We start from the raw sequence: 25,639 nt of genomic DNA on the forward strand, positions 1-25,639 counted from the left end.
GACGTGACGAGGGCCGGTCCGCGCGGCAGGTCCTCACGCACCTGCCGGGGCGCCCGGCCCCGACGTCACCCGGCCGAGCCCGCCACGAGATCCTCGAGCAGCGCCCCGGTGAGACGGCGGAACGCCCGGCGCGGACGCGTCCGGTCGAGCACGGCGACCTCGAGCTGGCTCCCGGGGATCACCCGCGGCTCGGCATCGGCCGCCGGTTCCTGCACGGAGCCGAGGACGGTCACGGCAAGGGCCAGCACCTGGGCGAGCGGCATCCCTGGCTCCCACCGCTCACCGAGCAACGCCCCGAGCCGTTCGGCCTGGCCTCCCATCACCACGTACCCGTGCTCGTCGGCGACCGAGCCGTCGTACGAGAGCCGGTAGATCTGGTCCTCGTCGGCCGTGGCACCGACCTCCGCGACGACGAGCTCGACCTCGAGCGGCTTGGCCTCTGTCGTGAAGACCGTGCCGAGCGTCTGCGCGTACGCGTTGGCGAGACCCCGTGCGTTCACGTCGGTGCGGTCGTAGGAGTATCCGCGCAGGTCCGCGTAGCGCACCCCGGCGACCCGCAGGTTCTCGAACTCGTTGTACTTGCCGACCGCGGCGAACGCGATCCGGTCGTAGATCTCCGAGACCTTGTGCAGCGCCCGCGACGGGTTCTCGGTCGCGAACGCGATGCCGTCGTCGTACGCGAGCACGACGACCGAACGCCCGCGCGCGATGCCCTTGCGCGCGTAGTCCGCCCGGTCCTTCATCAGCTGCTCGGGCGAGACGTAGAACGGCATGCTCATGCGCGGTCACCCCTCTCGTGCCCCTCGCGCCGCTGCGCCGCGAGGTCGGCCACCAACGCGCCGATCCGCTCGTCGGGCACCCGCTGGTAGCCGCTCGCGGTGACGGTCGCGACGACCGGCCAGATCCGTCGTGCGAGGTCCGGGCCGCCGGTCGCCGAGTCGTCGTCGGCCGCGTCGACCAGCGCCTCGAGCGCCACCTGGACGCCGTCGGCCGGCTCGAGGCCGGGCCGCCACCGCTTCTTCAACGAGCCGCGGGCGAACACCGAGCCGGAGCCGACGCTGTGGTGCTCGTGCTCCTCGTAGCGACCACCGGTCACGTCGTAGGAGAAGATCCGTCCGACGAGGCGGTCGAGGTCGTAGCCGGCGAACAGCGGCACCACGGCGAGCCCCTGCATCGCGAGCGGCAGGCTGCCGCGGAGGAGCGTCGAGAGCCGGTTGGCCTTCCCCACGAGCGAGAGGGTGGTGCCCTCGATCTTCTCGTAGTGCTCGAGCTCGAGCTGGAACAGCCGAACCATCTCCACCGCGAGGCCGGCGGTCCCCGCGATGCCGACCGCCGAGAAGTCGTCGGCCGGGAAGACCTTCTCGATCTCCCGGCTGGCGATCATCGACCCCATCGTGGCGCGACGGTCGCCGGCCATCACGACACCGCCGTCGACCGTCAACGCGACGATCGTCGTGCCGTGGGGTGCGAGGGACCCCGCGAGGTCGCTGCCCGGCAGGGCAGGGCGCCCGGACGGCAGGAGCTCGGGGGCGTGCGCGGCAAGGAACTCGACGAAGGACGAGCTGCCCGGTGTCGTGAACGCGCGCGGGAGCCGCCCGCTCGGATCAGTGCCGTTCAAGCGTCACTGACCGCCCTTCTGGACGAACCCCCGCACGAACTGCTCCGCGTTCGACTCGAGCACCTCGTCGATCTCCTCGAGCAGCGCGTCGACCTCCGCGTCCTGCTTCTGCACGGCCGGTGCGACCGGTGCCGGCGCCTCGTCCGGCTGGTCGTCGTCCCGACGCGCGTGCTCACGTTCCTGACCAGTCATGACGACCTCCGGCACATGGTGGGCGGTGCTGCTGCTTCCTACCCTAGGCCCTGCTCCGGCGGGACCCGCGGACGTCCGGTGCGACGGCGCTCATCCACCGCCGAGCTCGGTCAGCAGGGCGGCGGCGTCGGGGCAGCGGTCCAGCAACGCGCCGACGTGCAGGCGCGTCCCGCGCCACGGGTCGCGCATCGGCACCCGCTGCAGGGTCGGTGCACCCGGGACGTCGAACACCACCGAGTCCCAGCTCATCGCCGAGACGTGGCGCCCGTACCGCGCCATCGTCTCTCCCCGGAAGAACGCCCGCGTGTCGTCGGGCGGGTGACCCACCGCGCGCTCGACCTCGGCCTCGTCGACCAGGACGTCGACCGCCCCGGCCGCCCGAAGCCGCTGGTAGAGGCCGCGCTCGGGTCGGACGTCCGACCACTGGAGGTCGACCGCCGCCAGCTGCGGGTGGTCCCATGCGAGCCGGTCCCGTCGGCGCATGCGGTCCAGCAGCCGCAGCTTCGCCAACCACTCGACCTCACGCACGCACGTCGTCAGGTCCGTCGACAGCCGGTCGAGCAGGGATCCCCACCGCGCGACGACGTCCGCGGTCTGCCGGGCCGCCTCGGGGTCGTCCTGCGGGTCGACCACGGCCAGCGCCTCACGCACCACGTCGAGGTATGTCTGCTGGATCTCGAGCGCGGTCAGCAGACGGCCGTCCGCCAGGGCGAGCCGGGTCGTGAGCGCGAGGTCGTGACTCACGACGTGCACCGCCTCGACCGGATCCGCGAGGGCAAGACGGTCCAGTCGGGAGACGAGCCCCGGGACCTCGGCCGCGTGCTCGATCACCCAGAGCACGAGAGAGGTCGTCCCGAGCTTGAGGTAGGTCGCGACCTCGAGCAGGTTCGCGTCCCCGATGATGAGGTGCAGCCGCCGCCACCGCTCCGGGTCGGCGTGCGGCTCGTCCCGCGTGTTGACGATCGGCCGCCGCAGCGTCGTCTCGAGCCCGACCTCCGCCTCGATGTAGTCGGCACGCTGGGAGAGCTGGAACCCCGCCCCTTGGCCGTGCTGCCCGAGCCCCACCCGCCCCGCACCCGTGAAGACCTGGCGCGTCACGAGGAACGGTGTCACGCGCTCGGCGAGCACCGTGAAGGGCACCGCACGGTCGACCATGTAGTTCTCGTGCGTCCCGTACGTCGCACCCTTGCCGTCCACGTTGTTCTTGTAGAGCGCGACGTCCGGCAGGACGGGGTTCTGCGCGAGTGCTCGCACCGAGGCGAGCATCACGAGCTCGCCGGCCCGGTCCCAGCGGACGGCGTCGAGCGGGGTCGTGACCTCCGGGGAGGAGTACTCCGGGTGCGCGTGGTCGACGTAGAGGCGCGCGCCGTTCGTCAGGATCACGTTGGCCGCGCCGGGGTCCTCGTACTCCTCGACGGTCGGGCGCGCCAGCGCCTGCGGGGCGTCGCCCGACGGAGCCGGCTGCGCGGGGTCGTCGGTCAGCAGCGACGGGTGGGCGGAGGCCCGCTGCAGACGGAACCCGCGGGCGTCGTGCAACGGGTCCTCGTCGTCGTAGTCCCAGCGCGCGCGCGTCCGCCGGTGCACGCCGGGCGCAGCCGCGTCCGCCGGGTCGTCGACGGTGGCATGGGCCGCCACGACGTGGCTCGACAGCAGCATCGGGTTGGCCATCGGGTGCCCGGGCTGCAGGACCCCGTACTCGGTCTCGATCCCCATCACGCGGCGCGTCGTCACGGCGACACCCTAGGACGCGGTGCACGTCCCGTGGTGCGGACGCCACGTCGCAGGCGAGCCACGCGTGCGGACGTCACAGGTAGGGGCCGGTACCGGCGATCGTCTCGATCGTCCGTTGCGCGTCGGTGCCCCTCTTGTCCTGGATGATCGTCCGGATGAAGACGATCCGTTCGCCCTTCTTGCCGGAGATGCGGGCCCAGTCGTCGGGGTTGGTCGTGTTCGGCAGGTCTTCGTTCTCCTTGAACTCGTCGACGCAGGCCGTGAGCAGGTGCTCGACACGGATGCCGCGCTGACCGGTGGCGAGCAGGTCCTTGATCGCGCTCTTCTTGGCGCGGTCGACGACGTTCTGGATCATCGCGCCCGAGTTGAAGTCCTTGAAGTGCAGGATCTCCTTGTCCCCCGAGGCGTACGTCACCTCGAGGAACCGGTTCTCCTCGCTCTCCGAGTACATGCGCTCCACGACGCGTTCGATCATCGCCTCGACCGCCGAGCCGACGTCCTCGCCGTGCTCCGCCAGGTCGTCCGGGTGGATCGGCAGGTTCGGGGTGAGGTACTTCGCGAAGATCTCCTTCGCTCCCTCGACGTCCGGCCGCTCGATCTTGATCTTCACGTCCAGCCGACCCGGGCGCAGGATCGCCGGGTCGATCATGTCCTCGCGGTTCGACGCCCCGATGACGATGACGTTGTCGAGGCGCTCGACGCCGTCGATCTCCGCGAGGAGCTGCGGCACGACGGTCGTCTCCACGTCGCTCGAGACTCCGGTCCCCCGCGTGCGGAAGAGCGACTCCATCTCGTCGAAGAAGACGACGACCGGTGAGCCCTGCGAGGCCTTCTCGCGCGCTCGCGCGAAGATCAGCCGGATGTGGCGCTCGGTCTCGCCGACGTACTTGTTGAGCAGCTCCGGGCCCTTGATGTTGAGGAAGTAGCTCTTGGCGTGGGCGACGTCCTCGCCCCGCGCGGTGGCCGCCGTCTCGGCGAGCGAGTGCGCCACCGCCTTCGCGATCAAGGTCTTGCCGCACCCCGGGGGCCCGTACAGCAGCACCCCCTTGGGCGGCTTGAGGCCGTGCTCGCGGAACAGCTCCGGGTGCAGGAACGGCAGCTCGACGGCGTCGCGGATCTGCTCGATCTGCGGGCCGAGCCCTCCGATGTCCTCGTAACGGATGTCGGGCACCTCCTCGAGCACGAGGTCCTCGACCTCCGCACGTGGGATCCGCTCGAACACGAACCCGCTCCGCTGGTCGATCGTCAGGGCGTCCCCGATCCGCACGTGCGCGTCCTCGACCTGCCCCGAGAAGCGCACCACCCGCTCCTCGTCGCTCCGGCCGACGACGAGGGCCCGGCCGTCACCGAGGAGCTCCTTGACGGACACGAGCTCACCGACGAGCTCGTACCCGCCCGCCTCGACCACGGTCATCGCCTCGTTCAGGCGGACCTCCTGGCCCGGGCGCAGCGTCGCCGCGTCGAGGGACGGGCTCGCCACCACGTGCATCTTGCGGCCCGCCGAGATGATGTCGACGGTGCCGTCACCGTGGTCGCGGACGAACAGCCCGTACGTGCCGGGTGGCTTGCCGAGGGCGTCGATCTGCGCCTTCATGTCCGAGAGCTGCGCGCGCGCAGCCTCGAGCATCGTGACCAGCCGCTCGTTCTTCGCGATCAGCAGCTCGATCTGACGGGTCAGCTCGGCGGGAGACGTGCTCCCGGCAGGGGTGGTGGTCATCGGACCTCCCTACGTCTCTCATCAGGCTCCATGTTCGACCCTAACGAGTCCTGTCAATCACGCGCGGCGGCGCACCAGCACGTGAGACCCCGGTCAGTCGACGACCGGCCCCTGGCCGACGTCCCGCCGTACCCGACGGACCTTCTTGTCCGAGACCGCGCGCTCGCCGAGCTCCTCCGCGGTCCACTCGCCCGTGGGGGGCGCCGGTGCCGTCGGTCGGGTAGGCACCCTTCGAAGGTCGACGCCGGCGCACCGGGGCCTCGACGCCGTCCGCCAGCCGACGCGTGGTGAGCAGGAACCCGGTATGGCCGATCATCCGGTGCTCCGGCCGCACGGCGAGGCCCTCGAGGTGCCAGCCGCGCACCATCGACTCCCAGGCCTGCGGCTCGGTGTAGCGTCCGTCGACGCGGATGTCCTCGGCGAGCCGCGACAGCTGGGTGGTGGTCGCGACGTAGGCGATGAACACCCCGCCGGGGGCGAGCGCGGTTGCGGCGGCGTCGAGGTTCTCCCACGGCGCGAGCATGTCCAGCACCACACGGTCGACGCTTCCCGGTGCCGCGACGACCGGCAGCACGTCGGCAAGGTCGCCGATCGAGAGCGACCAGGCCGGGTGCGGCCCACCGAAGAAGGCCTCGACGTTGCCCCGGGCGATCGCCGCGAAGTCCTCCCGACGTTCGATCGAGTGCAGGCTGCCCTCGTCGCCGACGGCCCGCAGCAGCGACATCGTCAGCGCCCCGGAACCGACCCCGGCCTCGATCACCCGGGCACCCGGGAAGATGTCCGCCATGCCGACGATCTGCGCGGCGTCCTTCGGGTACACGACAGCCGCACCACGAGGCATCGACAGGACGTAGTCGCTCAGGAGCGGTCGCATCGCCAGGTACTCCACGCCGGCCGTGTTCCGGACGACGCTGCCCTCGGGCAGACCCACGAGCTCGGCATACGGGAGATACCCCCGATGGGTATGGAACGCGTCCCCGCTCGTCAGCGTGATCGTGCTCAGGCGTCCGCGCTGATCCGTCAGCTGGACGCGCTCGCCCTCGCGGAACGGTCCGCGACGCAGCCCGGCTCCGGTCGGGGCGGTACGGGCGGTCGGGCTCGGGGCCGGCGTCAGGGCCGTCTGGTCATCCACGGGAGCCGAGTCTAGGTGCGCGCAGCGCGGCGACGACGTCCTGCACCCGCACCAGCCCGTGGACGAGCAGCCCGTCGGGACCCGGCGTGACGGCGACCAGCACCGGCGAGACCTGCGACTTCACCCCGACGGCGCGGACCAGATCGTCTCCCGTGAGCCGGGCGTCGATCAGGGCGTCCGCGGGGATCGCGACGGTGACGGCGTCGAGGGCCGTCGTGGCGCGCCGGTCCACCGGGACCGTGGCCGCGGCCGCCTGATCCACGTAGCCACGCGGCCGACCGTCGTGGTCGAGCACGACGATCGCGTCCGCCCCGGCCCGGACGGCCTCCTGGATCGCCGCGGCGACGGTGCCGACGTCACGCAGGCCGACCGCCCGCACCCCGAGGTCGCCGAGCCCGAGCCCCCTGACCCTCAGCTGTGCACGTGCGGCGCCGATCGACTGCCCCGCGCCGCTCCACAGGAACGCGCCGATCAGCGCACCCCACCCGACCATCACGAGGTCGGGGGCACGACCGGACAGCAGCGACGGCACGAGGATCCACGCCGCGACGAGCACGACGACGCCACGTCCGAACCAGCCGGCGGCGAGCGTGCCGCGGCTGCGGTCGCCGCTGAGCCGCCACACGAGAGCCTCGAGGATGTAGCCGCCGTCCATCGGCAGCCCGGGAAGCATGTTGAAGACCGCGACGAACACGTTGCTCACGAGCCCGGCGTAGAGCACCAGGGTGACCACGGTGCCCGGCTCGGTGGCCTGGACGAGGCCCCAGCACAGGGCCGCGACGAGGCCGTTCGCCACGGGTCCGACCACCGCGACGAGCGCGCTGGTCCCCGGCGTCGGTGCCGCGGCGTCGAACGACGTCCGCCCACCCCAGACCGTGATCGCGAGCTCCTTGACCTGCTGCCCGCGTGCCCGTGCCACGAGCGCGTGCGCGAGCTCGTGCAGGAACACCGACAGGAGCAGCAGCAGGGCGAACGCGGCAGCCACCAGGTAGCTGACCGTCCCGAGCTCGGGGGCGTAGGTGCGGACCGTCGGCGCGAACAGCAACGTGATGACCACCGGGGCGATGAGCCACGACGGCGTGAGGATCACCGGGGCCCGGCCGACGTGACCGATCACCCACCCGGAGGTCGTGTCGGGGTCGCGGCGCTCGCTGGTCACGCGGCAAGCCTAGGCGGTGCAGCGACCGGGTCCTGCGTCAGCCCCTGGGCCTACGCTCGCCAGATGACCTCGACCTCACCGGCAGCCGACGCGAACCCTCCTGCGGGAGCGACGACGCGCGCCCGACGACCCGGCTTGTCGCCGTCGCGCGCGAACGACTTCGCCCAGTGCCCGCTGCTGTTCCGCCTGCGGGTGGTCGACCGCCTGCCGGAGCCGCCGAGCGAGGCCGCGACGCGCGGGACGCTCGTCCACGCGGTGCTCGAACGCCTCTTCGACGCCCCGGCCGGCGACCGGACCCTGGAGCACGCGCAGACGTTGCTGCCGACCGAGTGGGCGTCGCTCCGGGCGGCTCACCCCGAGTACGCCGACCTGTTCGGGACGGACGACGACTCCGCGTGGCTCGCGACCGCCGCGAACCTGCTCCGCACCTACTTCTCGCTCGAGGACCCGAACCGGCTCCAACCGGCGGCCCGCGAGCTGTTCGTGGAGACCCAGCTCGAGGACGGCCCGCTCCTGCGCGGGATCGTCGATCGGCTCGACGAGGCACCGGACGGTTCGTTGCGCGTCGTCGACTACAAGACCGGGAAGTCGCCCCGGCAGGGGTACGAGGCCTCGGCGCTGTTCCAGATGCGCTTCTACGGTCTGGTGATCTGGCGCACCCGGGGCGTCGTCCCCCGCATGCTCCAGCTCGTCTACCTCGGGGACGGGCAGATCGTCCGGCACGAGCCGCACGAGCCGGAGCTGCGCACGGTCGAGTCGCGCGTACGCGCGACGTGGGACCAGATCCAGGCGACGGCGGCCTCGGGCGACTGGCAGCCACGCACGTCGGCACTGTGCGGCTGGTGCGCGCACAAGCCGGTCTGCCCGGCCTTCGGCGGTCGTGCGCCACAGGTGCCCGACGGCGCGGTGGAGCTGACGTTGGGCGTGGCACCTCGCGCCTGAGGCGCGAGGCGCGGCCCGACCGCCCTCACGCGTCGAGCAGGTCCACGACCTCGCCGCCCGCGACACGGTGGAGCAGCTCGAGATCCAGGTCCGCCAGGCTGGCGATCCTGCTCAGCCCGGGCCGGGGCTCGATCGGGACCATCACCCGCACGCCGATCGTGCGAGCGCCCGACGCGAGCGCCGACGCCACCCCCGCAGGAGAGTCCTCCACCGCGACGCACCGCGTGACGTCGACGCCGAGGGCGGACGCGGCCCGGAGGTACGGCTCGGGGTCGGGCTTGCCGTGCACGACCTCGTCCCCGCACACCACCGCGGCGAAGGCGTTCGCCGGCGCACCGGACACGACGGCGTCGGCAAGGCGCCGGAACGACATCGTGACCAGCGCGGACGGGATCCCGGCGGTCACCAGGTCACCGAGCAGCGCGTAGGCGCCGGTCTGCCACGGGACCCGACCGAGCACCTGGGACGTGACCTGCTCGACCAGGAGGTCGACGATCTCGTCGATGCCGAGGTTCACGCCCGCGGACCGCAGGACGCCCGCCGAGACGTCGAGCGCGTTCCCGACCAGCCCGAGCCCGTCCTCGTGGCTCCAGCGACCGCCGTGGGCCTCGACCAGCTCGGTCTCGGCCGCCATCCAGTACGGCTCGGAGTTGATGAGGGTCCCGTCCATGTCCCACAGGACCGCGGCCGGCCGGACCGGCCTCACCGCACCGTTCGAAGGCGCCGGTGTGCCGGCGGGGCTCGTCGACAAGGTCATCGGACGATCGTAGGTGTCGCGGGACGCTCCTCCTGCCACACCGGATCTGTCAGCTCCCGCGTGGTTGCCCGTCGCGCCGCCCGCCGACGACCTAGGCTGGCCGGATGAGCGAGCAGAACGAGTGGCTGGCCCGTGTGGACCCTGCAGGCCCGGTGCTGCTGGCTGCGTTCGAGGGGTGGAACGACGCCGGGAGCGCCGCGAGCCAGGCCCTCACCCATCTCCACGAGGTCTGGGGTGCCGAGCAGGTCGACGAGCTCGATGCCGAGGAGTACCACGACTTCCAGGTCAACCGGCCGACCGTGGGCATCGACGCGGACGGGGCCCGTCGCATCTCCTGGCCCACGACGTCGATCGCGGTCGCCCAAGCCCCGCAGTCGGGACGCACCGTCGTGCTGGTGCACGGCATCGAGCCGTCGATGCGGTGGCGCCGGTACTGCGCCGAGATCCTCGACATCGCCGCCGGCCTCGGGGTCACGACCGTCGTGACGATCGGCGCCCTGCTCGCGGACGTCCCGCACTCCCGACCCATCCCGGTCACCACGACGAGCGACGACCCGGACATCCAGCTCGCCCTCGAGATCGAGGCGAACTCGTACGAGGGCCCGACCGGCATCGTCGGCGTCCTCCACCAGGCAGCAGCCGACAGAGGTCTCCGGTCGCTCTCGCTGTGGGCCGCAGTCCCCCACTACGTCGCCCACCCGCCGTCGCCGAAGGCCGCGATGGCGATCCTCACGAAGCTCGAGAGCCTCCTCGGTGAGCCGATCTCGCTCGGCCACCTGCCGGAGGACGCCGCGGCGTGGCAGCTCGGGGTGGACGAGCTCGCGAGCGAGGACACCGAGATCGCCGAGTACGTCCACCAGCTCGAGGAGGCGAAGGACACCGCCGAGCTGCCCGAGGCCTCGGGCGAGGCGATCGCGCAGGAGTTCGAGCGGTACCTCCGGCGCCGAGACAAGGGCACCGGGGCCTGACGCGCAGGACCTGACCGGATCGCACCCGACCGGGTCAGGTCACATCCGGATCCCGAGGAGCGCATCGATCGCCCGTGCGACGATGCCGGGCGCCCCGACCTCCCACGAACCGTCATCGGGATCGCCGGCGGCCACCGCGTCGCACCAGTGATCGACCGCGCGCAGGGCGCGTGGCGCGTCGAGGTCGGTCGCGACGGCCGCACGGAGCTCGGCGAGCGTGGCCGCCGCATCGGGGCCACCGTTGCCCGAGACCGCGTCCCGCCACCGGGCGAGGCGCGCCTCCCCGGCCGTGACGTCGGCCGCGGACCACTCCCAGTCCTCCCGGTAGTGGTGGGCGAGGATCGCCAGTCGCACCGCCATCGGGTCGACACCCGTGGCGCGCAGGCGCGAGACGAGCTCGAGGTTCCCGCGGGACTTGCTCATCTTGTGACCGTCGAGCGCGACCATGCCAGCGTGCACGTGGGCGTGGGCGCAGCCCGCGGCACCGGTCCCGGCCGCGGACGCGAGCGACCGCACGTGCGACGCGCTCATCTCGTGGTGCGGGAAGAGCAGGTCCGTCCCTCCGCCCTGGACGTCGAACGAGACCCCCAGCGCGTCCCGGGCGATCACGGCGCACTCGATGTGCCAGCCCGGTCGACCCGTCCCGAGGGCTCCCCCGTCCCACGCCGGTTCACCGACCCGCTCGCGACGCCACAGCACCGGGTCGAGAGGATCGCGCTTTCCGGGTGCGTCCGGGTCTCCCCCACGCTCGGCGAAGAGCGCGAGCATCTGCGACCGGTCCAGTCGCGACACCGTGCCGAACGCGCTGTCGGCGGACAGGTCGGCGTACACGTCACCGAGGTCGGGCTGCGTCCCGCCTGCCCCGGCGTCGCGGAGCGGGACACGATAGGCGGTCCCTGCGTCAAGCATCTGCTCGACGGCCGCGACGACGCGCGGGATGCTCTCGACGGCGCCGTCCCACACGTCGGGCGGCACCACCCCGAGGGCCGTCATGTCCTCACGGAACAGGGCGGTCTGCTCGAGTGCGAGCTCACGCCAGTCCATCCCGGTGTCGGCGGCGCGCTCGAGCAGCGGGTCGTCGACGTCGGTCACGTTCGAGACGTACGTGACGGCCTTCCCGGCGTCCCGCCACGCCCGGAGCAGCAGGTCGAAGGCGAGGTAGGTGGCGGCGTGACCGATGTGCGTCGCGTCGTACGGCGTGATCCCGCAGACGTACATCCCCGCGTCACGTCCAGGAGCCGCTTCGACGAGGGCGCCTGTCGTCGAGTCGTGCACCCGGACCGTGCCTCCGTGACCAGGAAGGACGGGGATCTCTGGGGCGGGCCAGGTGAGCACCACGGAAGCGTAACGCCCGGCGACGACCGGCGGGTTCGCCGTCGACGGGGGCGTGACCGCCGGAGCGTCGCGAGGTGGCCGGTGCGTGCCGGTAACTTGTGGGGCATGGAACTTCGCCAGCTCGGACGCAGTGGCCTGCGGGTGTCCCGTCTCGGACTGGGAACCATGACCTGGAGCCGCGACACCGACGCGCACGAGGCCGGCGAGCAGCTCAAGGACTTCCTCGACGCGGGTGGCACCCTGCTCGACACCGCGGCGTCCTACGCGAACGGTGCGTCCGAGGAGCTGATCGGCCAGCTCCTGGAGACGGTGGCGCGGCGCGACGACGTCGTGCTGTGCACCAAGGCCGGCGTGCGACGCACCGCGACGGGCGGGGTCGTCGACGCCTCCCGGGGCGCGCTCCTGTCGTCTCTCGACGCGTCGCTCGCCCGCCTGCGGACCGACTCGGTCGACCTCTGGCTCGTCCAGACCCCCGATCCACGCACGTCGATCGAGGAGACCGTCTCGGCGATGCGGCTCGCCGTGACGAGCGGGCGCGCGCGGTACGTCGGGCTCTCGAACCACCCCGGGTGGCAGACCGCCCGTGCGGCGACGCTGCTCGGCACCGAGGTCGGGCTCACCGCGGTCGAGGTCGAGTACTCGCTCCTCCAGCGTGGGGTCGAGCGCGAGGTGCTCCCGGCCGCCGCCGCCCTCGGGATCGGGGTGCTCGCCTGGTCGCCTCTCGGCCGCGGCGTCCTGACCGGCAAGTACCGGCGGACGATCCCCGCCGACTCGCGCGCGGCATCGGCGCACCTCGCCGGCTTCGTGGAGCCGTACCTGGGAGGGGCGTCGGCGCCGGTGGTCGACGCGGTGTGCACGGCGGCCGAAGGACTCGGCCGGCACCCGCTCGAGGTCGCGCTCGCGTGGCTGACCGACGGGACGCCGGTCGCGTCGGCGATCATCGGCGCGAGGACACCTGCCCAGCTACGCGCGTCGCTCGACGCCCTCGACCTGAGTCTTCCGCCGGAGATCCGGCTCGCCCTGGACGAGATCAGCGCCCCGGCCCTCGGCTATCCCGAGCGGCGCTGATCCGCCGCCGGCCTCAGCCGTCGACGACCGAGGAGCCGTTCAGTGCTCGACGCACGTCGTCCTCGGCGTCGTCGCCGACCTCGAGCTCGACCTCCAGGTCGTCGTCCTGATCGTCCTCCTGGTCGTCGTCGTCATCGCCGTCGTCCAGGTCGTCGTCATCGCCGTCGTCCTCTGCGAGGTAGAACGGCATCGCCTCGCCGTGCACCGTCCCGAGCGCGTCGTCGTACACCTCGAACGCGTCCGCGAGGACGTCGTAGGCGTCGTCCACCGCCGGGTCGTCGTCTCCCCGGCGGCTCTCGATCGCGTGGTAGTGCGCCTCGAGGGCGGCAAGGAAGCGGTCCAGGGCGGCGCGCGGGTCGACGGTCATGACCTGACCGTATCTCCGTGACAGGCACAATGACACTGCGTAAGGTCCAACGATGACGCCGGGCGAGCGGAGGGGATGGATGGGCGACACGATGACCCGCCGGGCAGACGGCGAGTGGGGTGCGCACGGACGCCAGTACGAGTACCGCGTCCTCACGTTCTCCGCGTCGACCTCACGCGGCGACGCGTGCCGGGTGCTGACCGACGAGGCCGAGTACGGGCGCTGGGAGCTCGCACGGACACGGCTCTACGCGGGCGGAGTGAGCAAGGTCTGGCTCCGCCGGAAGATCATCCGGGTGCGGAGCACGCTCGACCTCGTCGGGATCTGACCACTCGGGTCGCACCTGCCCGCCGGAACCCTCAGCAGGTTCGCAGCAGACGGTCGAGCACCTGGGTGCCGAAGACCAGGGCGTCGACCGGGACCCGTTCGTCCACGCCGTGGAACATCGCCGGGAAGTCCAGGTCCGCCGGGAGCCGGAGCGGGGCGAAGCCGTAACCCGCGATGCCGAGCCGGGACAGCGACTTGTTGTCGGTGCCCGCGGACAACGCGTACGGGAGCACGGTCGCTCCGGGGTCCTCGTGATGGAGCGCCGCGACCATCGCGTCCACCAGGTCGCCGTCGAACGGCACCTCGAGGGCGATGTCGCGATGGATGTCCTCGATCCGGACGCCGGGGCCGGCGAGCTCGCGCAGCGTGCGCATCGCCTCGGCCTCGTGACCCGGGACGAACCTCGCGTCGAGCGCACCCTCGGCACGGCCGGGGATGACGTTCGCCTTGTAGCCGGCGCCGAGCTGCGTCGGGTTCGCGGTGTTCCGCACGGTCGCACCGACGAACCGCGCCGCCGACCCGAGCGCGTCGATCAGCCGATCGATGGTGTCGGGGTCCTCCGGGTCGAAGGCAAGGCCGGTGAGGTCGGCCACACCGGTCAGGAGCTGGCGAACCGTCGGTGACAGGGCCAACGGCCAGTCGTGCTCCCCGATGCGTGCGACGGCCCCGGCCAGCAGGGTGACGGCGTTGTCGCGATTGACCTGGCTCCCGTGGCCGGCTCGTCCCTCGGCGACCAGCCGGAGCCAGGCGAGACCCTTCTCCGCCGTCTGCAGCAGGTACGCACGGTGACCGGCGATCTCGACCGAGAACCCACCGACCTCGCTGATCGCCTCAGTCGCCCCCTCGAAGAGGTCGGGGCGGTGGTCGACGGACCATCGCGCACCCATCACCCCACCGGCCTCCTCGTCGGCGAACATCGCGACGACGACGTCACGTGCCGGACGGCGCCCCTCGCGGGCCATCTGGCGCACGACCGCCAGGATCATCGCGTCCATGTCCTTCATGTCGACCGCACCACGACCCCAGATCAGGCCGTCGCGCTCCTCCCCCGCGAACGGGTCGACCGACCAGTCCGCCGCCTGCGCGGGGACGACGTCCAGGTGCCCGTGCAGCACGAGAGCGGGGCGCGTGGGGTCGACGCCCGGCAGCCGTACGACCACGTTCGCACGCCCCGGGGCGGACTCGTACAGCTCGGGGTCGAGACCGACCTCGGTCAGGAGCCCCATCACGTGCTCGGCCGCGGCCCGCTCACCAGGGCCCGACCCGTCGCCGAAGTTGGAGGTGTCGAACCGGATCAGGTCCTGACAGATGCGTGCGACCTCGTCCTGTGCCGTCGGGACGGCGGCGGGCCCGTCGGAGCCGTCGGACGTCACCAGGACGGGAGGGCGAGGCATGGGTTCACGGTAGCAACTGGGCGTCGGCGTCCGTCAGGAGCCTGTCAGCCCCTTGCGGGCGAGGAGCGGACCGATGTCCGGGTCGCGTCCGTGGAGCTCGCGGAACGCCTGCATCGGGTCGACCGACCCTCCTCGTGACAGGACGGTCCGCCGGAACGTCTCACCGTTCTCGCGGGTGCGTCCCCCGTTCCGGCGGAACCACTCCGCGGTGTCGGCGTCGAGGATCTCCGACCACAGGTACGAGTAGTACGCCGCGGCGTACCCGCCGGCGAACACGTGGGTGAAGTAGGTCGATCGGTACCGCGGGGGGATCGTGGCCAGGGCGACGCCGGCACGGGCGAGGGCCTCGTCCTCGAAGGCCGTCACGGCGTCGGGCTCGGACGGTACCTCGTCGGGTCCGAGCCGGTGCCAGGCCTGGTCCAGGTGGACGGCGGCGAGGTGCTCGGTGGTGAGGAAGCCCGAGTCGTGCACCTGGGAGGCCACGAGCGCCGTCGCCAGGGGGTCCGGGATCGGCTCGCCGGTGACGTGGTGCACGGCGTACTCGCGCAGCAACGTGGGATCCCAGACCCACATCTCGTTGACCTGCGACGGGTACTCGACCGTGTCGCGCGGCACGTTCGTGCCCGACTGCGACGGGTATCGCACGTCGGACAGCAGGCCGTGCAGCGCATGGCCGAACTCGTGGAACAGGGTCACGACCTCGTCGACCGTCAGCAGCGTCACCTCACCGTCGCGCGGCCGACCGATGTTGAGCGTGGTGATCACCACAGGTCGGGTACCCAGCAGGTGGCTCTGGTCCACGAGGCTGTTCATCCACGCACCCCCGCGCTTGGAGTCGCGTGCGTACAGGTCGGCGAGGTACAGCCCGACGCCGGTGCCGTCCGCGGACCGGGCCTCGTAGACGCGCACGTCCGGGTGGTAGCCGACGAGGTCGCTGCGGCGATGGAACGTCAAGCCGTACAGGTCGCCCGCCGCGCGGAACACCCCCTCGTGCAGGACACGGTCGAGCTCGAGGTAGGGCCGGAGCCGCGAGTCGTCGACGTCGAGCGCCGTCGACCGCGCCTGCTCGGCGTAGTACGTCCAGTCCCACGCCTCGAGCGTTGCCCCCGGCACGTCCGCCATCAGGGCGTCGGCGCGGTCCGTCTCGTCGAGGCGTGCGCGGGCGACCGCAGGGCCCGTCACGCGCTCCAGCACGTCCTGCACCGCCTCGACCGATCCGGCGGTCCCGTCGTCGGCGACGTAGGCGGCATGGTGCGGGAAGCCGAGCAGGCGGGCACGCTCGGCGCGCGCCCGCACGAGCGCGAGCAGCGTCGCACGCGTGTCGTGGTCGGTCTCGGTCTCGGTCTCGGTCTCGGCCCGGGCAGCGTCCGGCGCCGTCGAACCGCGTGACACCGAGGCCCGATGCACTCGTTCACGGACGGCTCGGTCCGTGAGGAGGGCGAGGACCGGCTGCTGGGTCGGGAGGTGCAGGTCGAGCAGGTACGCCCCGCCGTGCCCGCGCTCTGCCGCTGCTCTCGACGCCGACTCGATCATGTCGGCCGGGAGGCCGGCGAGCTCGGCACGGTCGCGGACGAGCACCGCGCCGGCGTTGCTTGCCGCCAGGACCGTGCGACCGAACGTCGCCTCGAGCACGGAGATCTGCTGGTTCAGGGCGCGGAGACGCTCCTGCGCCGCGGGTGCGAGTCTCGCCCCGGCGCGCACCGCATCGCGACGTCGGGTACGGAGCAGCCACGCGGCGTCCGGAGCGAGCTCGACGGTCCCGAGGTCGGCGGCCTCCTGAAGCGCGTCCAACCGGTCGAGCAGGCGAGGGTCCAGCTGGATCGCGTCCTCGTGCGCGGCGAGGAGCGGCGCGACCTCGTCCTCGATCGCGTCGAGGCCCGGTGTCGTGTCGGCGCTGTGCCGGGTGAAGAAGTCGGTCGCTGCTCGCGCCAGGAGAAGACCGGCCCGCTCGAGGGCGTCGAGCGTGTTCTCGACCGTGGGCGGGGCCGGATCGGCGAGGATCGCCTCGACCTCCGCGCGCTCCTGCGCCATCCCGGCAACGAAGGCGGGGCGGTAGTGCTCCTCGCGGACCGCGGCGAAGTCGGGCAGGCCGTAGGGCAGGGTCGAGGGCGTCGCGAAGGGGTTGCGCGGGTCGAGGGTCGTGTCGTCGCTCACGCCGCCATCATGCCCGCATGCTGTGCCCCTGACGGTCCCCCACGGTCCCCGAAAGACGGCGACAGACGCGACAGACGCCGAGCGGGGCCGGACCTCGAGAGGTCCGGCCCCGCTACAGGACGATCAGGCGCCACCCGCATGCGGCGCCGGTTCCCGTTCTCAGGCGAGCGCGACCGCGACCGGCACGTAGTCGTAGCCGTGCGCGGCGGCGACCGCCTCGTTGTGCAGCGTGCCCGCATGCGTCGTCAGGCCACCGGCGAGTGACGCGTCGGCCCGGAGTGCGGCCTCCCACCCGAGATCGGCCAGAGCGGTCAGGTACGGCAGCGTGGCGTTGGTCAGCGCCCACGTCGAGGTCACCGGAACAGCGCCCGGCATGTTCGCGACGCAGTAGAAGACCGAGTTGTGCACGCGGAACGTCGGGTCGGCGTGCGTCGTGGGGTGCGTCGACTCGAAGCAGCCGCCCTGGTCGACCGCGATGTCGACGAGCACCGAGCCCGGCTTCATGCGCGCGACGAGGGTGTCCGGCACCAGCGTGGGCGCCTTGGCCCCGGGCACCAGGACGGCTCCGATCACCAGATCGGCCTCGAGGAGCGCCTGCTCGATCGCGTACGCGCTGGAGGCGATCGTGCGGACGCGGCCACCGAAGGCGGCGTCGAGCTCACGCAGCCGCGGGATGCTGACGTCGAGCACCGTGACGTCGGCGCGCATGCCGACGGCGATCTCGATCGCGTGGCGGCCCGCGACGCCTCCGCCGAGGACGACAACCTTCGCCGGGGTGACGCCGGGGACCCCGCCGAGGATCACGCCGCGTCCGCCCTCGTTCTTCATGAGGTGGTAGGCACCGACCTGAACGGCGAGCCGCCCGGCGACCTCGCTCATCGGGGCGAGCAGGGGAAGCGTGCGGTCCGGGGTCTGGACCGTCTCGTAGGCGATACCGGTGGTCCCGGCGGCGACGAGCGCATCGGTGCACGCCTTGTCCGCCGCAAGGTGGAGGTAGGTGAACAGCACGAGGTCCTTGCGGAGCAGCGGGTACTCCGCGGCGATCGGCTCCTTGACCTTGCACAGCAGCTCGGCGCTGCCCCAGACCTCCTCGGCACTGGCACCGAGCGTGGCACCGGCGGCGACGTAGTCCTCGTCGGCGATGGCGGAGCCCTCGCCGGCGCCGCGCTGCACCATGACCTCGTGACCGGCGGCGACCAGCTGGTGCACTCCTGCCGGGGTGATGGCGACGCGGTACTCGTGGTTCTTGATCTCGGTGGGGATACCGATCTTCATGACGGGGCTCCTCGTGGCGGACTCGCGCGGACCCTCACCGGCCGCGGTCAGTTCCAGTGTGATGGACAAGACGTCAGTAGTGTGAAGATCATTTGTTTCAGTTCCATGAACGGAACGATAGATTCTGTACAATGCGGCCATGAGCGAAGAATCTTCGAAGGCGGGTCCCGGATCGTCGGTCGCCTCGCATGATGTTCGGCCGGTCTCCCTGGACGACGTCGACCGGCAGATCCTGCACCTCCTCCAACAGGATGCGCGCATGCCCAACAACGCGCTCGCCGCCGCCGTCGGGATCGCGCCGTCGACGTGCCTGACCCGCGTCCGCGCCCTGCGGAACGCCGGCGTGATCCGCGGCTTCCACGCCGAGGTCGACCCCGCCGCTCTCGGTCGCGGACTCCAGGCGATGGTCGCGGTCCGCATGCAGTCGGGGGCGCGGAACCGGCTGGCCGCTTTCGCACAACGCCTCGCCGCACGGTCCGAGGTCCTCGACCTGTACTTCGTCGCCGGTGCCGACGACTTCCTCGTCCACGTCGCCGTCGAGGACAGCGACGCCCTGCGCGAGTTCGTCCTCGAGCAGCTCAGCGCCTTCACCGAGGTCGCTCTGACCGAGACGAGCCTGATCTTCGAGCACGTCCGCACCTCGAGCTCCCGGCATGGTTGACGGCTCGGCACGGCAGAGACCGACGTTCCGCAAGAGCCGCGCGGACGCCCCCCGCGGGGTACTTCGCCTACGAGGCGGCGGGGCTGGCGTGGCTCGGCGCAGCGCCTGGAGCGGCGATCGTCGAGGTCGTCGAGGTCGGACCGACGTACCTGGACCTGCGACGCCTGGTCACCGCAGCGCCCGATGCCGTCCGGGCCCGCACGCTCGGGCGCGGTCTTGCTCGGACCCACGACGCGGGCGCGTCCGCATTCGGCTCCGGCCCGGACGGTTGGACCGGCGACCTGTTCTTCGGGCCGCTCGACGACCCGCTCACGCTCCCGGCCGGTACGCACGCACGATGGGGCGAGCACTACGCGGCGCAACGCCTGGAACCCCTCGTCGCCGTCGCTGCCGCGCGTCACCGGCCTCTCGACGACGGGACCACGCGGCTCCTCGCGGCCCTGTGCGAGCGCTTGCGGCGCGGCGAGCTCGACGACGACGACACCCCCGCACGGCTCCACGGCGACCTCTGGGCAGGGAACGTGCTCTGGACACCGGACGGGGCCGTCCTGATCGACCCCGCGGCGCACGGCGGGCACCGGGAGACCGACCTCGCGATGCTGGCGCTGTTCGGGTTCCCGTACCTCGCGGACGTCATCGCCGGCTACCAGGAGGTGCACCCTCTGCGGTGCGGCTGGGAGGGACGGACCGGTCTGCATCAGGTCTTCCCCGTCGCGGTCCACGCGATCCTGTTCGGAGGGCACTACCAGAGCGCGCTCACCCGGCTCCTGCGCCGCTGGGCCGCGTGACGTCGTGCGGACGACCGGCGTCGCGTCCTCTGTGCGACAGTCACGCCGCACCCGAGCCCGCACGCAACGGCGGCCCGCACCGTCGAGGTGCGGGCCGCCGTTCGCCCGTGACCAGCATCTGTTGCGTCACCGTCCACCACACCCGTTTGTCATGCTCACGCGCGGCTTGAACCGTCCCCGGCATCGTTTGGGGACTGTCAATGACGAGCCACCCGATCCGTGTCCGTCCACTCCTCACAAGGAGCGCGTCTCCACGATCGAGCCGGTCCATTCGCGGCGGGATGCTGGCACCACCGCGCAGACCGAGAACTGCAGATCCGCCGACCACCGGTGAGGGTGGCGTCGACCCGAAGGTCCGGGGCGGATCGGTCGCACCGGCTTCCCGGCACGTCCTACAGTCTGCAGTCTACAGCACTACCGGTCCACGGATTATTCCGGGAGGCCCCGCTCGGGGTCGGGCGGAGGCAACGACCCTGGTCAACGCCACGCGGACCGTTGGTCACCGCGCGTCACGAAGGAGAACACCCATGCCCGAACGGACCATCGTCATCACCGGTGCGAGCGACGGTATCGGTGCCGCCGCGGCACGGGCACTCGCCGCGACGGGCGACCAGGTCGTCATCGTCGGACGGTCGCTCCAGAAGACGGCAGCCGTCGCCGCGGAGCTCGGCGTCGCGTCGTACGTCGCCGACTTCGCGCGGCTCGACGAGGTGCGCGAGCTCGCCGCCACGCTCCTTGCCGAGTACCCGCGCATCGACGTGCTCGCGAACAACGCCGGCGGGATCATGGGCGACCGCACGGAGACGGTCGACGGCCACGAGAAGACGTTCCAGGTCAACCACCTCGGGCCGTTCCTGCTGACGACGTTGCTGCTCGATCGCCTCGTCGACAGCCACGCGCGCGTGATCACCACGTCGAGCGCCGCGAACCGCTTCTTCGGCCACCTCGAGATCGACGACCTCGACGCCCGTACCGGGTACCGCCCGAACAAGGCGTACGGGGACGCCAAGCTCGCGAACATCCTGTTCACCCGCGAGCTGCATCGCCGCTACTCCTCGGCCGGGATCAGCGCGGCGTCCTTCCACCCGGGCGGTGTCGCGACCAACTTCGCCGCCGAGTCGACGAGCCCGATGCGGGTCGTCTACACGAGCGTCCTCAAGCGCCTGCTCATCTCGCCGGAGAAGGGCGCGGACACGCTCGTGTGGCTCGCCACGACGGAACCCGGCTCGCAGTGGGTCTCGGGCGAGTACTACGAGAAGCGCAAGATCGCGAAGGCGAACGCACAGGCGTCCGACGCCGACCTGGCGCGTGAGCTGTGGGACCGCAGCGCTGCGATGGTCGCCATGGCCTCCTGAACCCACGGCCCGTCCGACCCCGCCCGGTGAGCCGGTCGGCGCCACCGCCCGTCACCACCCGCAGGCGCGGCCGATGTAGTCGTGGAGCTCCCCGCGGGTCGCATCGTCGACGCCCAGGTAGAACACGTGCTGCGGGATGCCACCGACCGTGGCATGGACCCCGACGAACGTCCCACGCTTGTCCTCGGCCACCGCGTGCGGGTCGCAGCGGGCGGGCACGAAGGCGAGAGGCACCGTCACCGGTGCTGTGCGTGGGGCCGCCAGCTCGGCCGGCGCCCATGCGGCGGTCGGCGCACCGGCGACCAGCGGGGAGAGCAGAACCGTCCCGTCGATCTGCGTGATCACAACCGTCGGGCCACCGGCGACCGGGGTCATCGTCAGATCGAGGGAGCCGACGAGCGTCCCGGCCTGGTCCGTGGCCTCGACGCCCGTTCCCCAGGCGAGCGTCGCGCCGCGCGCGACCGCGGCGGCAGCGCAGTCCTCCGCACGTATCCGCGCCAGGTGCCCCTGCGGGTCCTCGGCGACCAGAGCGAGCTCGGCGGTGGCCCCGGCGGCGTCGGCGAGCGAGATCACGACGTGCGCCGCACCGTCGTCACCGCCGCACGCCGGCGCGCGGAGGGCCACGGACACGTCCCGGTCGTCGCCGGGGTCGACCGTGGGAGGGTTCCGGGGCCGGCCGTGCGACACGCCGTCGACGCCCGGTGTCGTCAGCGCCACACCCGAGACGACGACCGGCTCGGTGCCGTCGTCGTACACGCGGACCTGGACGACCCGGGCGGCCCAGTCGGACCGGCTCTGGCGGATCTCCGCGCGGATCCCGACGAGCGCCGAGGCAGAGATCGTGGCGCGCTCGGCTGTGGTCGCCGACCCGCTCGGCTGCGCGCCGCTGCACCCGACGAGAGGCGACACGAGGAGGAGAGCCAGAGCGGCTCGTACGGCGCGCATCGTGCCATGCTCCCCTGGTGCAGTCCTGACCGCCAGGGGTATCTCACGTCCCTCGTCGTCCAGGCGATCAGGTCCCTGCGGGTCGGTTGCGTCGGGCGACGGCGTCGATGGTGACGGCGACGAGGAGCACGAGGGCGGTCACGACGTACTTCGCCGCGGCGGAGAACCCCAGCAGACCCATGCCGTTGTCGATCGCCGCGATCACGACTCCACCGAGAACCCCGTGCAGGGCCTTGCCGCGGCCACCGAACAGGCTCGTGCCGCCGATCACGGCAGCCGCGACCGAGTACAGGACCAGGGTGCCGCCGTCCAGGGCGGTCGAGATCGAGCGCAGGCGCGAGGCGTAGACCACCCCGCCGATGCCGGCCGTCAGCGAGGCGCACATGAACGCCAACGTGCGCACTCGTGGCAGGTTGATCCCCGCGCGCCGGGCCGCCTCGGCGTTTCCGCCGATCGCGTACACGTACAAGCCGAACCGACGCCGCCCGAGCACGTACGTCCACACCGCCAGCACCGCGAAGACCAGCAGCACCACCCAGGGCATCCCGTAGACGGGGACCAGGACCCCGCGGTCGGCGTTCGTCAGCACCACCAGCACCACCCCACCCACCAAGCCGCCGCCGATCTTCGCCACCGTCAGCGCGGGAGGCGGCGCCACCAGCCCCGAGTCTCGACGGTGCGCGTCCCGCCGCCAGGTCAGCACCGCGAACACGGTCACCACGACGAGCATCACGACCCACCCGGCGAGCTTCGTCAGCACCCCGGAGCTGAGGTCGTTGATCGTGCTGTCCTGGATCAGGACCGATCCGCCGCTCCCGAGGATCCAGAGCATCACGCCCTGCCAGAACAACAGACCGGCCAGCGTGACGACGAACGACGGCAGACCGATGCGTGTGATCAACGTGCCCTGGACCAGCCCGATCAGCGCGCTGACCACCAACGCCGCCGCGATCGCCGCCCACCACGGCCACCCCACGGTCGGCCGGGCCAGCTCGGCCATCACCACCGCGGCCAGCCCCGCGACGAACCCGATCGACAGGTCGATCTCCCCCAGCAGGAGCGCGAACACCTCCCCCCATCGCCAGCAGGCTGAACACCGCCGCCTGGACCAGCAGGTTCACCAGGTTTCCCGCCGTCAGGAAGTGACTGTTCAACGACTGGAACAGCACCGAGACCAGGACCAGCCCGGCTACGACCGGCAGCACCCCGGTCTCACCGCCGCGGATCTTCACCACCGACGCACGCAGATACCCACCGACCGTGTCGACCGTCGCCTCGTTCCCAGACGCAGGTGCGTCCGCAACGGAGCCGGCTGCCGGCGTCGGAGCAGCTACATGACTCCTGGTCATCGTCCAGCCCCGCTCTCCTGTGTCCCCACGGTCCGCGTCGACACGCCCGACGTCATGAGATCCACCACGATCTGCCTGTCGCTCTCGGCGACGGGCCGCACGTCCACCATCCGCCCGTGCCGGAGAACGGCGATCCGGTCGGCCACCTCGAACACATCGTTCAGGTTGTGGGACACGATCATCACGGCATGTCCCCGATCGGCCAGGCGCCGCACGAGGTCCAGCACCATGGTCGTCTGAGCGACCCCAAGAGCCGCGGTGGGCTCGTCCATGATCACGAGCTTGGAGTTCCACAGCACCGCCTTGGCGATCGCCACGGACTGGCGCTGCCCGCCGGACAACGAGGCGACCTGCTGGCGAACCGACTGCACGGTCGTGACCGCCAGGCTCGTCAGGGTCTCGCGGGCGGCGTTCTCCATCGACACCTCGTCCAGCCCGGTACGGCGCAGGCGTTCGCGCCCCAGGAACATGTTCTGGACGATGTCCAGGTTGTCGCACAGCGCGAGGTCCTGGTAGACGGTCTGGATCCCCAACGCCGCCGCCTCCGACGGCGTGCGGACCTGCACCGGGTTCCCCCCTCCCACCACATCTCCCCGTGGTCGGGAACGTGTATCCCCGAGATGCACTTGATGAACGACGACTTCCCGGCTCCGTTGTCCCCGACCAGAGCCGTGACCACGCCGGAGGGGAGATCCAGGTCGACATCCGTGAGTGCTTCCACCGGGCCGAAGTGCTTGCTGATCCCCCTCAACCGGAGAAGTGGTGGAGCGTCGACGCCCTTCCGGGGCGCCACGTCGTCGTGGTCCGTCGCTGTCTGCATGGGTTCCGTCGTGCCTTCCGCGAGTTCAGGGGGTCGTGCACGTCGTGGGGGCACGGCGATCCGCGCCCCCACGACGTCCCGAGATCGGCGCTACTTGATGCCCGCCGCGGCGCACGCGCTGGCAACATTCCCCGCGCAGAGCTGGGCCACGGTGACGGCACCGTCCTTGACCACCGTCGCGGCCATGTTCGCCGAGGTGACCCAGACCGGCGTGGTGTAGACCGACTTGATCGGCTTGTTGATCACCGAGTCGGTGGTCGTGGAGTTGACCAACGTCGTCGGCGGGGTCTGGCCGGCGCGCAGGTACAGCGCCAGAGCCGCGGCGGCCTGCGCTTCGAGGTAGATCGGCTTGTAGACCGTGCCGCACTGGTACCCGGTCAGAATATTCTGCAACCCGGGCAGCGACGCGTCCTGGCCCGTCGTGGGGAATGTCTTGGCCGGAATGTTGTCCTTCTTCAGGACGGCGATCACCGCATTCGCGTTGTCATCGTTCGGCGTCACGACCGCATTGATGTTCGGGTGCGCGGTGTACTGCTGCTCGAACGTCGTCGCGGCCACCGACGGCGTCCACGTCCCCGCCGGCTCACCGACCTTCACATAGGTCTTGTTGTCGAAGTAGGGCTGCAGCACCCCGTTGTATCCCTGGGCGAACAGCTTGGCGTTGTTGTCCGTCGGGTCCCCGTCCATGATCAAGATGTTCGGCTTGGCGACCTTCCAGTCCGTCAGGCACTGCACCTCACCCTTCCCGATCAGCTTGCCGACCTCCACGTTGTCGAAGCTCACGTAGTACCGGTCCGCCGGCCCACCGGTCACCAACCGGTCGTAGTCGATGACCTTCACCCCCGCTGCCTCAGCCTTCGCCTCGATCGCCGCACCACTGCCCGCATCCAGCGGGTCCACCAGCAGCACCGAGGCACCCGCGTTGATGTCGGCCTCGGCCTGCGTCTGCATCGTCGACGCACTGCCGTTCGCGTTGTCGATCTTGAACTGGCTCGACGAGAGCCCCGCCGCCTCGAACGCCTTCTTCAGGTACGGCGCGTCGTACTGCACGTACCGCGTCGAGGTCGTCGTGTCCGGCAGGAGAACCCCGATCATCCCCTTACCTTGGGCCGCCAGACCCGTCAGCTGCTTCATGAGCGCGAAGTCCGACGTGAAGTCCGCAGCATTGATCTGCGGCACGGACGCCGGCGTCGTCGCCGACGCAGACGGTGTGGTGGCCGGCGTCGGCGAGGAGCTGCAGGCAGTGAGCACCAGCCCCAACGAGACCACTGCACCCGTGAGTGCGACGGATCTGCGGACGGTTCCCATGATTACGCCTCCTTTGGCGAGAATGCATCGGTGTGTCCTTCGCATCGTGCCACCAGAATGCCTCGATGTCGAACTATGGCATTTCCAAAGAATCCTCACCGTGGATTCATAGGAATGAATTGTGAATATGATGTGGAGGCGTCGCAGATATCCCCGTCACCGTCGACAGGGACGGCGCGCACCCGACCGCCTCGTCGATGTGCGGTAATGGCGCCCGATCCCCGGCGAAGGTGAGGAAACCGCACAGGGCGCGCTTCACCGCCGCGCTTCCGCACCT

At 71.4% G+C, this 25,639-nt stretch carries 24 protein-coding genes and 1 pseudogene; 7 read left to right on the forward strand and 18 right to left on the reverse strand.

Annotated elements, in window-relative coordinates; all coding sequences use genetic code 11:
* Positions 1 to 65: 65 nt before the first annotated feature.
* From prcA to LJB74_RS00775, 7 genes and pseudogenes are all read right to left on the reverse strand, one after another.
* Positions 66 to 779, reverse strand: a complete 714-nt coding sequence (gene prcA, locus LJB74_RS00745; protein WP_259306736.1) for a proteasome subunit alpha — start codon at positions 777 to 779, stop codon at positions 66 to 68.
* Positions 776 to 1,618, reverse strand: a complete 843-nt coding sequence (prcB, locus tag LJB74_RS00750) for a proteasome subunit beta (protein WP_259306737.1) — start codon at positions 1,616 to 1,618, stop codon at positions 776 to 778. Before prcB ends, prcA begins: the two co-directional genes overlap by 4 nt.
* A gap of 3 nt (positions 1,619 to 1,621) precedes the next feature.
* Positions 1,622 to 1,810, reverse strand: coding sequence for a ubiquitin-like protein Pup (locus LJB74_RS00755; RefSeq protein ID WP_259306738.1), 189 nt, complete (start codon positions 1,808 to 1,810; stop codon positions 1,622 to 1,624).
* Between the two features lie 90 nt (positions 1,811 to 1,900).
* Positions 1,901 to 3,541 (reverse strand): depupylase/deamidase Dop, encoded by a 1,641-nt coding sequence (dop, locus tag LJB74_RS00760; RefSeq protein ID WP_310650781.1) that lies wholly within the window; start codon positions 3,539 to 3,541, stop codon positions 1,901 to 1,903.
* A gap of 73 nt (positions 3,542 to 3,614) precedes the next feature.
* On the reverse strand, positions 3,615 to 5,258 hold the full coding sequence (gene arc, locus LJB74_RS00765; RefSeq protein ID WP_259306739.1) for a proteasome ATPase: 1,644 nt from the start codon (positions 5,256 to 5,258) through the stop codon (positions 3,615 to 3,617).
* Positions 5,259 to 5,351: 93 nt separating this feature from the next.
* Positions 5,352 to 6,372: pseudogene (locus LJB74_RS00770) on the reverse strand (tRNA (adenine-N1)-methyltransferase).
* Positions 6,373 to 6,382: 10 nt separating this feature from the next.
* Positions 6,383 to 7,549 (reverse strand): site-2 protease family protein, encoded by a 1,167-nt coding sequence (locus LJB74_RS00775; protein ID WP_259306740.1) that lies wholly within the window; start codon positions 7,547 to 7,549, stop codon positions 6,383 to 6,385.
* A 63-nt stretch (positions 7,550 to 7,612) separates the two neighbouring features.
* Between LJB74_RS00775 and LJB74_RS00780 the strand changes: the two genes are divergently transcribed.
* The gene (locus LJB74_RS00780) at positions 7,613 to 8,491 is read left to right on the forward strand and encodes a PD-(D/E)XK nuclease family protein (protein WP_259306741.1); all 879 of its coding nucleotides are present in this window, start codon (positions 7,613 to 7,615) and stop codon (positions 8,489 to 8,491) included.
* Positions 8,492 to 8,516: 25 nt separating this feature from the next.
* Here LJB74_RS00780 and LJB74_RS00785 read toward each other — a convergent pair whose 3' ends face one another.
* The gene (locus LJB74_RS00785) at positions 8,517 to 9,248 is read right to left on the reverse strand and encodes an HAD family phosphatase (RefSeq protein WP_259306742.1); all 732 of its coding nucleotides are present in this window, start codon (positions 9,246 to 9,248) and stop codon (positions 8,517 to 8,519) included.
* Between the two features lie 104 nt (positions 9,249 to 9,352).
* Between LJB74_RS00785 and LJB74_RS00790 the strand changes: the two genes are divergently transcribed.
* Positions 9,353 to 10,216, forward strand: coding sequence for a PAC2 family protein (locus LJB74_RS00790; protein WP_259306743.1), 864 nt, complete (start codon positions 9,353 to 9,355; stop codon positions 10,214 to 10,216).
* A 39-nt stretch (positions 10,217 to 10,255) separates the two neighbouring features.
* Here the strand turns inward: LJB74_RS00790 and mshC are convergent, their stop codons facing one another.
* Positions 10,256 to 11,551: a cysteine--1-D-myo-inosityl 2-amino-2-deoxy-alpha-D-glucopyranoside ligase gene (gene mshC, locus LJB74_RS00795; protein ID WP_259306744.1), complete on the reverse strand. Its 1,296-nt coding sequence runs from the start codon at positions 11,549 to 11,551 to the stop codon at positions 10,256 to 10,258.
* A gap of 105 nt (positions 11,552 to 11,656) precedes the next feature.
* On the opposite strand from mshC, the gene LJB74_RS00800 reads away from it, so the two are divergent.
* Entirely contained in the window at positions 11,657 to 12,619 is a 963-nt protein-coding gene (locus tag LJB74_RS00800; protein WP_259306745.1) for an aldo/keto reductase, read from the forward strand.
* A 13-nt stretch (positions 12,620 to 12,632) separates the two neighbouring features.
* On the opposite strand, the gene LJB74_RS00805 is transcribed toward LJB74_RS00800, so the two are convergent.
* On the reverse strand, positions 12,633 to 12,986 hold the full coding sequence (locus tag LJB74_RS00805) for a primosomal protein (RefSeq protein ID WP_259306746.1): 354 nt from the start codon (positions 12,984 to 12,986) through the stop codon (positions 12,633 to 12,635).
* A gap of 79 nt (positions 12,987 to 13,065) precedes the next feature.
* Between LJB74_RS00805 and LJB74_RS00810 the strand changes: the two genes are divergently transcribed.
* The gene (locus tag LJB74_RS00810) at positions 13,066 to 13,314 is read left to right on the forward strand and encodes a DUF5703 family protein (protein WP_259306747.1); all 249 of its coding nucleotides are present in this window, start codon (positions 13,066 to 13,068) and stop codon (positions 13,312 to 13,314) included.
* A 31-nt stretch (positions 13,315 to 13,345) separates the two neighbouring features.
* Here the strand turns inward: LJB74_RS00810 and LJB74_RS00815 are convergent, their stop codons facing one another.
* The 3 genes from LJB74_RS00815 to ald all read right to left on the reverse strand — a co-directional run bounded on the left by LJB74_RS00815 (position 13,346) and on the right by ald (position 18,136).
* Entirely contained in the window at positions 13,346 to 14,707 is a 1,362-nt protein-coding gene (locus LJB74_RS00815) for a M20/M25/M40 family metallo-hydrolase (protein ID WP_259306748.1), read from the reverse strand.
* A 33-nt stretch (positions 14,708 to 14,740) separates the two neighbouring features.
* Positions 14,741 to 16,861: a M3 family metallopeptidase gene (locus LJB74_RS00820; RefSeq protein WP_259306749.1), complete on the reverse strand. Its 2,121-nt coding sequence runs from the start codon at positions 16,859 to 16,861 to the stop codon at positions 14,741 to 14,743.
* Positions 16,862 to 17,020: 159 nt separating this feature from the next.
* Complete coding sequence (gene ald, locus LJB74_RS00825) at positions 17,021 to 18,136, reverse strand: alanine dehydrogenase (RefSeq protein WP_259306750.1); 1,116 nt, start codon at positions 18,134 to 18,136, stop codon at positions 17,021 to 17,023.
* A gap of 139 nt (positions 18,137 to 18,275) precedes the next feature.
* Here ald and LJB74_RS00830 point away from each other — a divergent pair, with 139 nt between their 5' ends.
* The 3 genes from LJB74_RS00830 to LJB74_RS00840 all read left to right on the forward strand — a co-directional run bounded on the left by LJB74_RS00830 (position 18,276) and on the right by LJB74_RS00840 (position 20,940).
* Complete coding sequence (locus tag LJB74_RS00830) at positions 18,276 to 18,797, forward strand: Lrp/AsnC family transcriptional regulator (protein WP_259306751.1); 522 nt, start codon at positions 18,276 to 18,278, stop codon at positions 18,795 to 18,797.
* Positions 18,794 to 19,585 (forward strand): fructosamine kinase family protein, encoded by a 792-nt coding sequence (locus LJB74_RS00835; protein ID WP_259306752.1) that lies wholly within the window; start codon positions 18,794 to 18,796, stop codon positions 19,583 to 19,585. The genes LJB74_RS00830 and LJB74_RS00835 overlap by 4 nt, the downstream gene beginning before the upstream one ends.
* 527 nt (positions 19,586 to 20,112) lie before the next feature.
* Complete coding sequence (locus LJB74_RS00840) at positions 20,113 to 20,940, forward strand: SDR family NAD(P)-dependent oxidoreductase (RefSeq protein ID WP_259306753.1); 828 nt, start codon at positions 20,113 to 20,115, stop codon at positions 20,938 to 20,940.
* A gap of 51 nt (positions 20,941 to 20,991) precedes the next feature.
* On the opposite strand, the gene LJB74_RS00845 is transcribed toward LJB74_RS00840, so the two are convergent.
* The 5 genes from LJB74_RS00845 to LJB74_RS00865 all read right to left on the reverse strand — a co-directional run bounded on the left by LJB74_RS00845 (position 20,992) and on the right by LJB74_RS00865 (position 25,362).
* Positions 20,992 to 21,885: a hypothetical protein gene (locus tag LJB74_RS00845; RefSeq protein ID WP_259306754.1), complete on the reverse strand. Its 894-nt coding sequence runs from the start codon at positions 21,883 to 21,885 to the stop codon at positions 20,992 to 20,994.
* A 67-nt stretch (positions 21,886 to 21,952) separates the two neighbouring features.
* Positions 21,953 to 22,954 carry a sugar ABC transporter permease gene (locus tag LJB74_RS00850; RefSeq protein WP_259306755.1) on the reverse strand — a complete coding sequence of 334 codons (1,002 nt, stop codon included), beginning with the start codon at positions 22,952 to 22,954 and terminating at the stop codon, positions 21,953 to 21,955.
* Between the two features lie 276 nt (positions 22,955 to 23,230).
* Positions 23,231 to 23,704 carry an ATP-binding cassette domain-containing protein gene (locus tag LJB74_RS00855; RefSeq protein WP_396125209.1) on the reverse strand — a complete coding sequence of 158 codons (474 nt, stop codon included), beginning with the start codon at positions 23,702 to 23,704 and terminating at the stop codon, positions 23,231 to 23,233.
* Positions 23,626 to 24,054 (reverse strand): ATP-binding cassette domain-containing protein, encoded by a 429-nt coding sequence (locus LJB74_RS20765; protein WP_396125101.1) that lies wholly within the window; start codon positions 24,052 to 24,054, stop codon positions 23,626 to 23,628. The genes LJB74_RS00855 and LJB74_RS20765 overlap by 79 nt, the downstream gene beginning before the upstream one ends.
* A 90-nt stretch (positions 24,055 to 24,144) precedes the next feature.
* Entirely contained in the window at positions 24,145 to 25,362 is a 1,218-nt protein-coding gene (locus tag LJB74_RS00865) for a sugar ABC transporter substrate-binding protein (protein ID WP_259306757.1), read from the reverse strand.
* Positions 25,363 to 25,639: the final 277 nt, after the last annotated feature.

It is taken from the genome of Cellulomonas sp. P24 (assembly GCF_024704385.1).
Taxonomy (GTDB): Bacteria; Actinomycetota; Actinomycetes; order Actinomycetales; family Cellulomonadaceae; genus JAJDFX01.